This is a genomic window from Ignatzschineria larvae DSM 13226 (assembly GCF_038500265.1).
GTDB lineage: Bacteria > Pseudomonadota > Gammaproteobacteria > Cardiobacteriales > Wohlfahrtiimonadaceae > Ignatzschineria > Ignatzschineria larvae.
Genome location: NZ_CP150637.1, coordinates 2141826 through 2154827, shown reverse-complemented (window position 1 = coordinate 2154827; position 13002 = coordinate 2141826). Strand labels below are relative to the sequence as shown.

General features: G+C 41.8%; 12 protein-coding genes. 8 read left to right on the top strand and 4 right to left on the bottom strand.

Going from position 1 to position 13002, the window contains the following annotated elements; translation table 11 throughout:
• Nucleotides 1–3: 3 nt before the first annotated feature.
• On the bottom strand, nucleotides 4–1917 hold the full coding sequence (gene mnmG, locus WMO13_RS08910; RefSeq protein ID WP_026879131.1) for a tRNA uridine-5-carboxymethylaminomethyl(34) synthesis enzyme MnmG: 1914 nt from the start codon (nucleotides 1915–1917) through the stop codon (nucleotides 4–6).
• A gap of 199 nt (nucleotides 1918–2116) precedes the next feature.
• Nucleotides 2117–2701 carry an invasion associated locus B family protein gene (locus WMO13_RS08905; RefSeq protein WP_026879132.1) on the bottom strand — a complete coding sequence of 195 codons (585 nt, stop codon included), beginning with the start codon at nucleotides 2699–2701 and terminating at the stop codon, nucleotides 2117–2119.
• 162 nt (nucleotides 2702–2863) lie between these two features.
• Between WMO13_RS08905 and gmk the strand changes: the two genes are divergently transcribed.
• The 3 genes from gmk to WMO13_RS08890 all read left to right on the top strand — a co-directional run bounded on the left by gmk (nucleotide 2864) and on the right by WMO13_RS08890 (nucleotide 6283).
• On the top strand, nucleotides 2864–3511 hold the full coding sequence (gene gmk / locus WMO13_RS08900) for a guanylate kinase (RefSeq protein ID WP_245601164.1): 648 nt from the start codon (nucleotides 2864–2866) through the stop codon (nucleotides 3509–3511).
• A 274-nt stretch (nucleotides 3512–3785) separates the two neighbouring features.
• Nucleotides 3786–4016 (top strand): DNA-directed RNA polymerase subunit omega, encoded by a 231-nt coding sequence (gene rpoZ, locus WMO13_RS08895; RefSeq protein ID WP_026879134.1) that lies wholly within the window; start codon nucleotides 3786–3788, stop codon nucleotides 4014–4016.
• An 86-nt stretch (nucleotides 4017–4102) separates the two neighbouring features.
• Nucleotides 4103–6283, top strand: a complete 2181-nt coding sequence (locus WMO13_RS08890; RefSeq protein ID WP_034855863.1) for a RelA/SpoT family protein — start codon at nucleotides 4103–4105, stop codon at nucleotides 6281–6283.
• A gap of 3 nt (nucleotides 6284–6286) precedes the next feature.
• Here the strand turns inward: WMO13_RS08890 and WMO13_RS08885 are convergent, their stop codons facing one another.
• The gene (locus tag WMO13_RS08885) at nucleotides 6287–7078 is read right to left on the bottom strand and encodes an RsiV family protein (protein WP_026879136.1); all 792 of its coding nucleotides are present in this window, start codon (nucleotides 7076–7078) and stop codon (nucleotides 6287–6289) included.
• Nucleotides 7079–7369: 291 nt separating this feature from the next.
• Between WMO13_RS08885 and WMO13_RS08880 the strand changes: the two genes are divergently transcribed.
• From WMO13_RS08880 to WMO13_RS08860, 5 genes are all read left to right on the top strand, one after another.
• Nucleotides 7370–8593, top strand: a complete 1224-nt coding sequence (locus tag WMO13_RS08880) for a JmjC domain-containing protein (RefSeq protein ID WP_051396258.1) — start codon at nucleotides 7370–7372, stop codon at nucleotides 8591–8593.
• A 1-nt stretch (nucleotide 8594) separates the two neighbouring features.
• The gene (locus tag WMO13_RS08875; RefSeq protein ID WP_169727772.1) at nucleotides 8595–9170 is read left to right on the top strand and encodes a DUF192 domain-containing protein; all 576 of its coding nucleotides are present in this window, start codon (nucleotides 8595–8597) and stop codon (nucleotides 9168–9170) included.
• A gap of 90 nt (nucleotides 9171–9260) precedes the next feature.
• A complete protein-coding gene (rpsO, locus tag WMO13_RS08870; protein WP_026879137.1) occupies nucleotides 9261–9527 on the top strand; it encodes a 30S ribosomal protein S15 in 267 nt (88 codons plus the stop codon).
• 344 nt (nucleotides 9528–9871) lie between these two features.
• Entirely contained in the window at nucleotides 9872–11962 is a 2091-nt protein-coding gene (pnp, locus tag WMO13_RS08865; RefSeq protein WP_026879138.1) for a polyribonucleotide nucleotidyltransferase, read from the top strand.
• A 131-nt stretch (nucleotides 11963–12093) separates the two neighbouring features.
• Nucleotides 12094–12705 carry a histidine phosphatase family protein gene (locus WMO13_RS08860; RefSeq protein WP_169727773.1) on the top strand — a complete coding sequence of 204 codons (612 nt, stop codon included), beginning with the start codon at nucleotides 12094–12096 and terminating at the stop codon, nucleotides 12703–12705.
• Between the two features lie 21 nt (nucleotides 12706–12726).
• Here WMO13_RS08860 and WMO13_RS08855 read toward each other — a convergent pair whose 3' ends face one another.
• Nucleotides 12727–12981, bottom strand: coding sequence for a DUF2798 domain-containing protein (locus WMO13_RS08855; protein WP_026879140.1), 255 nt, complete (start codon nucleotides 12979–12981; stop codon nucleotides 12727–12729).
• Between the last annotated feature and the right edge of the window lie 21 nt (nucleotides 12982–13002).

Here is a 13002-nt window from a genome sequence, read left to right as displayed (position 1 = left end):
TAATTAATCCTTTCGACTATTTTGTGTAGGGAGTTTCCCTTTTCTTAGATGTACTAGAATCAGTGAGATGGCTGCCGGCGTGACCCCTTGAACTCGAGAGGCTTGGCCAATCGTTTCAGGTTGTGCTTGATTGAGGCGTTCTTGAATCTCAATGGAGAGTCCTTCAATTTGGCTGTAATCCACGTGCGCCGGTAATGGTGCATTTTCAAATTTTTGATTTCGCTGAATATCTTCGAGGTTGCGATTAATATACCCTTCATATTTGGTATGAATTTCAATTTTTTGTAAAATTTCTGCAGGATAATCGGCAAAATGAGGGCCATTGTCATCCTGAAGGCTCTCTAAAACAGAGAGTGTGACCTCTGGGCGTTTTAAAAGATTGAGCGCCCGGATATTCTGTTTAAGCGGGAGATTGTGCTCTTTTTCTAGTTTTTCACCGGCGGGTGATTCTGCTTTGACCATCCAGTCTCTAAATTGTTGCTCTGCCTTTTCGATCAGCTCTTGTTTCTCAAGGAATGCTTCCCAACGATGATCATCCACAAGTCCTAATTCTCGACCAATCGGGGTTAAGCGCTCATCGGCATTATCTTCTCGCAGAATGAGGCGATGTTCTGCCCGAGAGGTAAACATACGGTACGGTTCGCGAACCCCAAGATTAATCAGATCATCAATCATCACGCCGATATACGCCTCGTGACGTTTAGGATACCAAGCTTCTTGTTCAAGATAGCGGCGCGCGGCATTTAATCCTGCAATTAGTCCTTGAGCTGCGGCCTCTTCATAACCGGTTGTGCCATTAATTTGGCCGGCGAAGTAGAGGTTCTGTATTGCTTTGGTTTCAAGGGTAAATTTAAGATCTCGAGGATCGTAAAAATCATACTCAATCGCGTAACCTGGGCGTGTGATATGGGCATTTTCCATACCGGGAATGGATCTGACTAATTGTAATTGGATATCAAAGGGCAGGCTAGTTGAGATACCATTAGGGTAATATTCGTGCGTTTCGAGCCCTTCAGGTTCTAAGAAGACATGATGCTGATCTTTATCTGCAAATTTCATAATCTTATCTTCTACAGAAGGGCAATAACGCGGGCCTAAACCTTCGATGGTTTTATTATCGGCATACATCGGTGAACGATCTAAACCACTACGAATAATATCGTGGGTGCGCTCATTGGTATAAGTAGTCCAACAAGAAACTTGGCGCGGGTGCTCTTCTACGCGACCTAAATAGGAGAAAACAGGGCAAGGGGTATCGCCGGGCTGTTCTGTCATATTGGAAAAATCGATACTTTTGCCATCAATGCGCGGCGGTGTACCCGTTTTAAGGCGGCCTTTACGAAGATTTAGCTCTGCTAATTTATGCGATAGTGTAATAGAAGCGGTATCGCCCATTCGGCCACCGCTATAATTAGACATTCCGATATGAATTAAGCCTGATAGGAAAGTGCCGGCAGTGAGAACGACCGTTTCACTATGAAAGCGAATACCTGTTTGGGTAATCACGCCACAGACCTTATCGCCTTTCAGGATAAGATCATCGGCAGCTTGTTGGAAGATGTAAAGATTCGGTTGATTTTCGAGAATTTTCCGCATCGCTGTTTTATAGAGTGTGCGATCTGCCTGTGCGCGGGTTGAGCGAACGGCAGGGCCCTTTGAGGCATTTAAGATACGAAATTGAATACCGGCAAGATCAGTGACATGCGCCATTGCCCCGCCGAGTGCGTCAATCTCTTTTACTATTTGACCTTTTCCAATGCCACCAATTGCAGGATTACAGCTCAATTGCCCTAAGGTTTCGATATTATGAGTCAAAAGAAGGGTTGGAACGCCTAATCTTGCAGATGCAAGGGCTGCTTCTGTACCGGCGTGGCCACCGCCGATGATAATAACGCCAAAGTGTTGAGGATAGTCCATAGATAAACGGCTTCTCTTAATTAGGTAGATCGATACAAAAAGGGGAAGGCCAACTCTTTATTAAGCGATTTAAAATGCTATTGCACAATTAAAGTAGAAGATCACAATGCGAAAAGAGCAGCTAATAGTAAATTATAATCTAAAAAAGGGATCAAACCAATGTTGATCCCTTTCTATTGACGATTTTATTTGTGAAAAACTATTTAGTTTCTGATTGTTTTGCTAAATCATCTAATCCATTCGTGAAGCCTTTCATAGAAAGGTCAATTTTCACATTGTTTGGTTCAGGGCCTAAGAAATCATGAGTATAGCTCACATTTAATTTGCCTGATTTTTTGAGCGTTTCAAGGACTTTAGGGTCATTAATTGGCAGGCCTGTGATACAACCATCAGGTAAACAGCGCTCAAAACTTAAACCGGTGACTTTATTGCCTTCGATCTCAAGTTGATTACCATCAATTTTAAGCTCAAGGCCAGGAATCAAGAGCGCGCCGGGTAATGCGCTGAAGATCAGTGTTGGATTACCATCAAGATAAACAACTGAAGCTCTTAGTGCTTTAATTTTTTGCTTCTGTGTCTCATCGTTAGGGTTTGTGAGTTCAATATCCCCTGTAGTAGACATGAGGCAATTTTCAAACGTACCTTCTGGCGATTCATCTTGTAAGCATTCAACTTTCCAGTCCCCATGCTGCTTGAGATAGATCACCTCAGTTTGACCTTGGGCAGAAGCAACGCCGCCGAGTAGAAGCGCGATGCTTGCGCTTAAGAATAATTTTTTCAACATAATTGGGTTTTACTCCGTATACATACAATAGGAAACGCTAGCGGTTTTGATTTTTAGTAAATAGAATAATCATTACTAGCAGTTTATTATATACTACTTCAATAATCCTTCAAGAAAAGCATATTGTTATTGATATTTCATGAGAAATAGAGAGTTAAAGTGATGGGACAGATGCAACAAAAAGCAGAGAACATTGGCCGTGTTTATGTGATTTCAGCGCCTTCTGGTGGTGGTAAAACAAGTCTTGTGGATGCCTTAATGGCACAAGACAAAGCAATTACTCGTGCAGTGACACATACGACTCGTGCACCACGTAAAGGGGAGCAAGATGGTTATGATTATCACTTTGTCACGCGAAATCGATTTGAAGAGATGATCGGGCAAGGTGCATTTTTAGAATATGCTCAAGTGTTTGATAATCTTTATGGAACGTCGCTTCAAGAGGTTGAGAAACATACGGCAACAGGTCATGACGTAGTGCTTGTCATTGATTGGCAAGGTGCTGAAGCGGTCAAACGTATTATGCCAGAAGCCGAGCTTATCTTTATTGTACCCCCGTCAATTACTGCACTTGAAAAGCGGCTCTCTGCACGTAAGCAAGATGAGCCGATGGTTGTGGCAAAACGGATGGAAGATGCGGTGAATCAGATAGCACATTATGAACGTTTTGATTACTTAGTGGTGAATGATGAATTTGAGGTAGCGCTTCAAGATTTGCAAGCGATCTTTTGCGCAAACCGCTTGAGAACGCACTATCAGAAGTCGCATAATAAGGCACTATTGCATCAGCTTCTTGTGGAAAAAATCTAAATTAATAATGAATTTAAGGGTATAATGTCGCCCCTTTATTCGCTGTTTAGTAAATGAGTAATGAAGTAAGTCTTGAGTCTTTAGTTTTTGTAGTAATTGCGTCATTATCAGATTGTTTCCATAGTTAATGAATAGGTGATCTAGGCTGTTTTATCGATAGTGAGATATCACACCTATTTGAAATGGGGTATAGTGAGTAAGGATCTACCAAAATCGTAGATTGTGAAGAAAATTGAAGTATATGTAGGAATAATTTTAAGGAGTGAGAAACCAAATGGCACGTGTAACTGTACAAGATTGTTTAGAGAAAGTAGATAACCGTTTTCAATTAGTGACGGTTGCCGCGAAGAGAGCAAGACAACTTGAGCGCGGAGAAGAACCAACAGTACCGAGAACGAGTAAAGCTTCTAAACCAACCGTCATTGCACTAAGAGAGATCGCAAAAGGTGGGATTAGTGCAGATGAAATCAATGCTAAAGAAGCAGCGTATCACGTTGAGTTTTAATCAGTATTGAAATTAGTATTGATTTATGTAGGTCGTAACGGTAAAAATCGTCTTGGTAAAACCGAGCGGTTTTAGAGGGGATATTTATGGAACAGTACCAGCTTCCTGCGAATCTTCTGCCATGGCGTGCGGAGTTTGAGATCAAGGTTGATCGTTTACTTCGGATTATTGGGCGCTATTTGCCAGAGGATGAGGTTAAAGAGGTTGAACGAGCATGTATTTTTGGTGCCTTTGCGCATCAAGAACAATTTCGTTCATCTGGAGAACCTTATATCTTCCATCCGATTGCGGTTGCATTAATTCTGAGTGAAGTTCAGATCGATAAAGCATCATTAGTGGGCGCCGTACTGCATGATGTCATCGAAGATACTGAGATTGGTTACGATGAGATTGCCCTCGAATTTGGGGAAGATGTTGCGAAGATTGTCGATGGCGTTACCAAACTAACACAGATGAAGTTTCGCTCGAAAGAGGAAGCAAAGGCGGAGAATTTCCGTAAGATGATCTTGGCCATGACTAAAGATCTTCGGATTATCATGGTCAAGCTTGCGGATCGTCTTCACAATATGCGCACCTTAGGTTCCCTTCAACCCTATAAAAAGCGTCGTATTGCCAATGAAACTTTAGAGATCTATGCACCGATTGCCGCTCGACTTGGAATGTATGTACTGCAAGTCTATCTTGAAAACCTCTGCTTTGAGAATATCTATCCTATGCGCTATCGTGTTCTTGCAAAAGCGATAGAACATAAATATCAAAATGAGAGCGAAAACTTAACACGAATTAAAGATACGATCTATGATCGCTTGGTGCGCAGTAATATTCTCTCTCGAATTTCAACCCGGAAAAAGCATCTCTGGAGTATCTATAATAAGCTGAAGGTCAAAGGTAAGATTGAGCTGGTTTACGATATCTTTGCCATTCGCGTTATTGTCGCAACGGTAGATGAATGTTATCGTGTTTTAGGAATGGTGCATCAGCTCTATAAGCCGATTATTGGTGGCTTTAAAGATTATATTGCGATTCCTAAAGGGAATGGTTATCAAAGTTTGCACACGATTGTTTTTGGCCGTAATGGCTTGCCGGTAGAAGTGCAAATTCGTACGCGAGATATGCACGTCATTGCCGAAGCGGGTGCAGCTGCCCATTGGCGTTATAAAGATGCTTACGAAGGGCAAGGGCATAATCAGAGCCGAACCAATCAATGGCTCGATTCCGTTAATGAATTACAAGATTCTGGTATTTCATCGCAAGAATTTATGGAAGCGATGAAAGCGAATCTCTTCCCGAAAGAGATCTATCTCTTTACACCTAAGGGCAAGATTATCGAGCTTCCGAAAGGTTCAACAGGCATTGACTTTGCTTATGCGGTACATACTGAAGTAGGGAATCGCTGTAAAGCAGTAATTGTCGATGGGCAAGAAGTCCCCTTTTCTCAATCTCTACACAATGGACAAGCCGTTGAAATTGTCACTGAACAGGGTATAAGACCAACCGCCAAATGGCTTGATTATGTCGTAAGTGCAAGAGCTAGAACGAGTATCTTGAGTTATCTCTCTCGTCTGACAGATGAAGAGGCTTACCATGCGGGTGAGTCATTGCTGTTTTCCGAGTTAGAGGGGAAAGGCGTTCAATTGGATGACTTTACAGAGCAAGACAAGGACTTGTTGCTTGAAGAGGTCGAGTTAGGGACGAAAGAAGAGTTGCTTATTGCCATTGGTCGGGGTAAATATCCGATTCATTACATTCTCAATCGTTTCTTAGTGAAACAAGGCTTAGAAGTGGAGATGCATGATGGTATTGAAGATGAGGATGATGGCTTAGAGGTTTCTAACGATATTATTATCGGCGCGGAGAAGATGAAAACAACCTTAGGTCGTTGTTGTTATCCGCTCCCTGGCGAGTCTATTATTGGCTATTTGAGTCAACGCCATGGCATGGTGATCCACCAAGTAGATTGTGCGAATGTTGAAAACTATAAGAAACAGACGGATCGCTGGATTCCCCTTGCTTGGAGTAAGAAAGCACAAGGCGATTTCCCGGTACAATTGACCTTAATTGCCAAAAATCGCCGAGGCGCTATTGCTTCAGTGAGTGCCAAGGTGACCGAGATGAATCTCGATTTCGGCGAATTTACTTCAGAGCCTATGAGTGATGATTTAGTAAAAATCCGCTTTGTCGTGGATGTCAGTGATCGTAAACATTTAGCGGATATTATGCGTGAACTTCGATTATTACCCCTGGTTGAGCGAGTATCTCGCCGATAAAATCTATGGGGCTTCCCACCGCTCAATCATCTCTAGAAATGGCGCTTTAATAATGCCTTTTAGCGCTTCTTTAGGCACCGTGATTTCAATAGTGCCGAGTGCATAAGGCGCTATTTCATAAGGATTATATAAAAAGGTTAATCCTGCTTTGCTAGGGATAAAGTTTGTGGAGGGTATAAATTGCCAAGTATTCTCTGCAAAGTGCTCTTGAATATCAATATCGAGTGTTTTAAAGAGTTGTTGTAGCGCACTATATTGTAATTTCGCTAATTTTTTTTCGGCAGCAGTATCTATTAGTAATGCCTTAAGTGGCACGATTTTCTGAGTTTCGGTATCTAGGAGATAGAGCGTTTGTTCGCTATTACCATGGGCTGCGCCTTTAAAGTAGGTTTCATTGCTATTCACAAGTGCAAAAAAGTGTTGAAAATGACCTTTAGGGGTAATCGTTTGCCCCAAAAATTGCGTCTCTATCGAGTCATATTCAGCATCATACTCAATCATATCGGCAATGGCTCTGCTCAAGAATTGCTTGATCTGTATTTCAATCGGCTGATCGATCTGAAACTGAGAATTCCCAACTAGATTATGGACAATATAAGTATTAAGCCAAGGTTGATCTTTGTAAATAGGGAGCGATAAATCGATGATTGAGCACTCATCCTCATTCTGCTGATTAGAAAGACATGCTTCCTCTTGATATTGCGCTATGGTGTAAGGAGACACAATCTGCGCTTGGAGAGCGAAGGGGGTATTGAAGAATATTGGGAGTAATAGTGAGAGAATTCTTTTTTTCATAGAGCTTGGCTTAATGTGGTTACAAAAGATGACAGAACTCATCAATGAGGAGTTGCCCTGCCATACTATAACAGATCTATTTGCAGACTAGAATGGAGACATCGCATTATTGTGGTAGATCAAAATAAGGGTGAAGAGGCGTAAGCTTATGCTGAAAATAGCGTACTATCTCTTATTATTTTAATAGTCTTTCTACTACTCATTCGAGTATCATTATCTGATACAAGATATAGATAGATATAGATAGATAGATATAGCGATATATTAATTTTTGAAAAAGCGATAGATATTATGACACAAGATAAACCCCTTTCATTCTTAGGTGGCTTGACTGCTCGAGAATTTTTAACTGAATACTGGCAGAAGAAACCCCTCTTTATTAAAAATGCATTTCCTGATTTTGAAGATCCGATTGATGCTGATGAGATTGCCGGGTTAGCGTTAGAGCCTTTTATCCCCTCTCGTTTTATCTTTGAATCAGGGGGAGAGCGCCCATGGCAATTGAAGATGGGGCCGGCTGTAGAGGATGATTTTGCGTCCCTTAAAGATAAGAAATGGATGCTCGTGATTAATGATGTGGAGAAGAATCTACCGGAATTAAAAGCGATGACTGCGCCGTTTCAATTTATTCCCAATTGGCGTTTAGATGATCTACAAGTGAGCCTTGGGGAAGATGGGGGCAATGTCGGTGCCCATTGGGATGATTATGATGTCTTCTTGATTCAAGGAATGGGAAAGAAGCGTTGGCAGATTAGCTATGCGCCGGTCTCCGAAGATGACTTTGTCGATGGTGTGGATATCCGTCTGATTGAGAATTTCAAAGCGGATGAAGAGTGGATTGTGGAGCCTGGCGATATGCTCTATCTACCCCCGAGAATTGGTCATTACGGCGTGAATATTGGTCGCAGTGTAACCTGGTCTGTGGGCTTTCGCGCACCGAAGCATCGGGAGATGTTCCGCGATTTTATCGAAATGCAGTTTGATAAGATTGCTGAGGATGCCCGTTTTAGCGATCCTACGCTGCCGGTCTCTTCAGAATATGGTCATTTAACAGATGATGCGATTGATCGAGTGATGGCGGTATTACAAGAGAGCTTAACCCATAATCGGGAGATGGTGAGTGAATGGTTTGGGGCTTTCATTACTGAACCTAAGATGTTTCAAGCGCCGGAGCCCCTCGATGAGCCGATGGATGAAGAATCACTCGTTGAGTTCTTAGATGATGGCGGCGCGCTTGAAGTACATCCCGGCATTACACTGTTACATCGTGAGATCAATGATGCAATCTATCTCTTTGCTGCCGGTAAATCGTACTCACTACCGAAGTCAGAAAAGGCGCTTGTCACCTACATTGTGAATTCAGAATTTTTGGAATATGAAGCACTTGAAGAGGCTTTAAGCTCTGATGTTGCCAAGCAATTTCTGGTGCAGTTAGTGAATGATGGCATTTTACTCTGCGAAGATGAAGAGATGGCCGAAGGTGCTGATTGGGATGATGAGGAGGACGAAGCATAATATGGGACTATCAGAGATACAAAAATCGATCAAGCTGTGGAAACGGACATTACTACTGGCGGTGGTTGGCACATTAGGGCTATTAATAGTCACTAATAACTTTGCCATTGGCCAACAAGCGGTGACACAGAGTCCTGATCTAGTGGCCTTCCAACAAAATCGTGCGGGTATTGTCAAACCAAGCTTTGGCTTATCACCTATTTCTGGGTTACGGGAAGGGGAGATGATTGTCGGTGGGCAACCTATTTTAGTGGAGTTAGCGCTAGATGGCTATGCACAGGCTAAAGGCTTGATGTATCGAGAATCAATGCCGGAAGATCGGGGAATGCTCTTTATGTTTCCAGCCACGCAGCCACTCTCTTTTTGGATGAAAAATACGCTGATTCCATTAGATATTATCTATATTGCCGAAAATGGCGAGATTGTCGATATCGTAACTGCTGAGCCTTGCAAGAGTGCTCATTGTCCATCTTATCCCTCAAAAGCGCCGGGGAAGTATGTGCTTGAACTTAATGCCGGTATGGCTGAAAAGCTTGGATTACAAGCAGGCGATAATTTAAATAGGCAATGGAATTAGTTTGGTATTTTAACGGAATCATACTATAATGCCGGCAGTAAATGCTGTCATCGCCATTGACACTTTTATATTATTTTGGAGTTTAAATTTATGTTATCAGTTGAGAAAAAAGCAGAGATCGTTAAAGATTTTGGTCGTGGCGCAAACGACACAGGTTCACCAGAAGTGCAAGTTGCACTTTTAACATTCAATATTAATGCACTTCAAGCGCATTTTGCTGTGAATAAGAAAGATCATCACTCACGTCGTGGTCTTCTTCAAATGGTAAACAAACGTCGTAAATTGCTCACCTACTTAAAATCAAAAGATCTAGGTCGTTATCAAGATCTTATCGATCGTTTATCATTACGTCGTTAATTGATAAAGATGCAGTTTCTCGCAGATTATATTTCGCACACAATCTATGCGCTAGGTGTAATCTGTCTGTGAAATGTAGCCCTCGCATAAGCTTTATGTGAGGGTTTTTTATATATTTTACTGTGAAGTTATACTCAATGAGTGATCAGGGAGAATTCTTCGCAGAAAAATAGTGGTAAAACAGATCGATAATCGATTTGTTATGTTGGCCTTTAATAGAGATATCTATAGGGGCACTGTTTTAAGGCTCTGTGATGATCTTTGTCAGTCAGAGCACTAAAACAGTTCCCTTAGATTCTATAGGCTTTATTAAAGGCTTTGAGAATTAAAAATAAGAGGAAATTATGAAATTAGAACCAATCGTACAAGAATTTACCTATGGTGGTCGTAAGGTTACGATCGAAACTGCGGAAATCGCGCGTCAAGCAACCGCTGCGGTTATGGTGGATATGGAAGGCACAACCGTATTTGTCTCTGTTGTAGCTGCAAAAAGCGCAGATCCTGGTCGCGACTTCTTTCCATTAACAGTGGATTATCAAGAAAAAACCTATGCAGCCGGTAAAATCCCGGGTGGCTTCTTCCGTCGTGAAGGGCGTCCGTCTGAGCAAGAGATCTTAATCTCACGTCTGATCGATCGTCCTATCCGCCCACTATTCCACGAAGCATTCACCAATGAAGTGCAAATCGTGGCGATGGTTGTATCAATCAACCCAGAAATTAGTACAGATATCGTGGCTATGATCGGTGCATCGGCGGCTCTTTCTATCGCAAAATTACCTTACAATGGCCCATTAGGTGCTGCGCGCGTTGGTTATAAAAATGGTCAATATATCATTAACCCAACACGTACAGAGCTAGAGACGTCTGATCTTGATTTAGTGGTGGCCGGTACTGAAAATGCAGTATTGATGGTGGAATCTGAAGCGAATCTTTTAAGTGAAGAAGTGATGCTCGGCGCTGTGATGTTTGGTCATAACGAATTCCAAGTGGTGATCGAAAATATCAAAGCGCTTGCAGATAAAGTGGGTAATGATCCATTCCCATTTGAAGCGCCTGAGGCAAATATTGCGCTACAAACTGCAGTATCAGATATTGCGCGTAAAGATTTAGAAGCGGCATTCAAAATTACCGTTAAACAAGATCGTGGTGCGGCTATTAATGCAGCAAAAGAGAAAGCGATTGAAGCCCTAGTTTCTGATGATGAAGATAGTTTTACAGCAGCAGAAGTCTCGGCTGAAATTGGCCGTATTAGCGCGGATATCGTTCGTGGTCAAATTATTGCCGGCGAGCCACGTATCGATGGTCGTGATACTAAAACGGTTCGTCCTATCGTATCGCGCGTTGGTGTATTAAAACGCACTCATGGTTCTGCACTCTTCACTCGTGGTGAAACGCAAGCAATGGTGGTCGCAACATTAGGTACTGAGCGTGATGCACAAATTATCGATGCGCTTTCAGGTGAGTATAAAGAGAGCTTTATGCTGCACTATAACTTCCCTCCATATTCAGTAGGTGAAACAGGGCGTGTAGGTTCACCAAAACGCCGTGAAATTGGTCATGGTAACTTGGCAAAACGCGGTGTTGCTGCGGTATTACCGAATATGGATGAGTACCCATACACGATTCGTGTTGTCTCTGAAATCACAGAATCCAATGGCTCAAGCTCAATGGCCTCAGTCTGCGGGAGCTCACTTGCGCTTATGGATGCCGGTGTACCTTTAAAAGCACCTGTTGCCGGTATTGCGATGGGGCTTATTAAAGAAGGCGAACAATACGCTGTATTGACCGATATTCTTGGTGATGAAGATCATCTTGGCGATATGGACTTTAAAGTCGCTGGAACAAAAGAGGGTATTACAGCGCTTCAGATGGATATCAAGATTGATGGCATCACAAAAGAGATTATGGATACTGCATTGTCACAAGCTAAAGTGGCAAGATTGCATATTCTCGATGAGATGAATAAAGTGATCAGTGAATCACGGGATTCAATCTCTGAATTTGCACCACGCATCACGACTATTCGTATCAATCCGGATAAGATTCGGGATGTGATCGGTAAAGGCGGCGTAACAATTCGTGCTATTATGGAAGAAACGGGTGCTATTATCGAAATCGAAGATAGTGGTGAAGTGCGTATCTCTGCAGTGAATAATGATCAAGCAGAAGCTGCGAAAAAACGTATCGAAGAGATTACCTCTGATATCGAAATCGGTTCAGTATATGAAGCGCCGGTTGTTCGTCTCATGGACTTCGGTGCATTTGTAAATCTTCGCCCTGGTCAAGATGGTATGGTTCACGTATCACAAATCCCTTCAGAAGAGCGTATCTCTAATGTCGGCGACCATTTAGCGGTAGGTCAAGTAGTGAAAGTAAAAGTACTTGAGATTGACCGTCAAGGCCGTATCCGTTTAACAATGAAAGATGTTGAGTAAATATAATTCACGTAATGTGTGTTGATTATATTTAATTTTTAATGATATACAAAAACGCTAAGCTATGAAAAATGGCTTAGCGTTTTGTATTGATCAAAATTTATGGATTAGATAGATGGTGAATGACTACGATGAAGAAAATTACGATATATAGACATGCAGAGAGTGAAACAAATATTGGCGGTATCAGTAAACCTAATGCAGAGATATCAATTACAGATGAAGGTCAACAAAAAGCGAAAATTTTGGCTCAGTCAATTGTTGAAAAGCCAACAAAGATTTATATATCCGAGTTTATACGAACAAAACAATCAGCGAAGCCATTATGCACTAAATTCAATCTAGAGCCTCAGCCTTTAGCGCAATTAAATGAATTCAATACAATTAGTTTTGAGTTAGTAGAAGGATTAACAGGTGAGCAGAGAGTGCCGTTAACTCGTAAATACTGGGTTGAATCCGATCCAAATGCCCGATTTGGGAAGGGTGCGGAGACGTTTAATGAGTTTGCTAAACGCGTTATTGACTTTACCCAGGTGCTCAAAACACTTGAAGATGGAAGTATTATCTTTTGTCATGGTATGTGGATGAGTTATTTTTTATGGAGCCAGCTAGGTAAAGGAAAAGAGAATAACCGATATGTAATGCGGAACTTTTTCCGATTCCATCAGAGTATTAAAATTGGTAATTTAGAGCCATTAACTGTTCTTATTCAAGGCGATGAACTTTTTATAAAATTGCGTTAAAACAATGCAATCACAACGACTTTATAATGTTTTTTTGATAAAAAACATCGCTAATTTGCGGACGATAGGTAGTAAAATTAGCACCGAAGGAAAGGCGATGAGCCAAGAGAACATCCAAGCACCTAACCATTCTATAAAGACAAATCCTGAGAAGCCGACACTCATCAGTGTACTCACTAATGAGACAATACAGGACATACTACAGGAGAGAAATAGCGGTACTAAAATATGGAGTGCTTGCGGAGGCAGTTTGTAGCGATCAGAAGGATGGGACATAGGATTCACCTTAATTTTAGA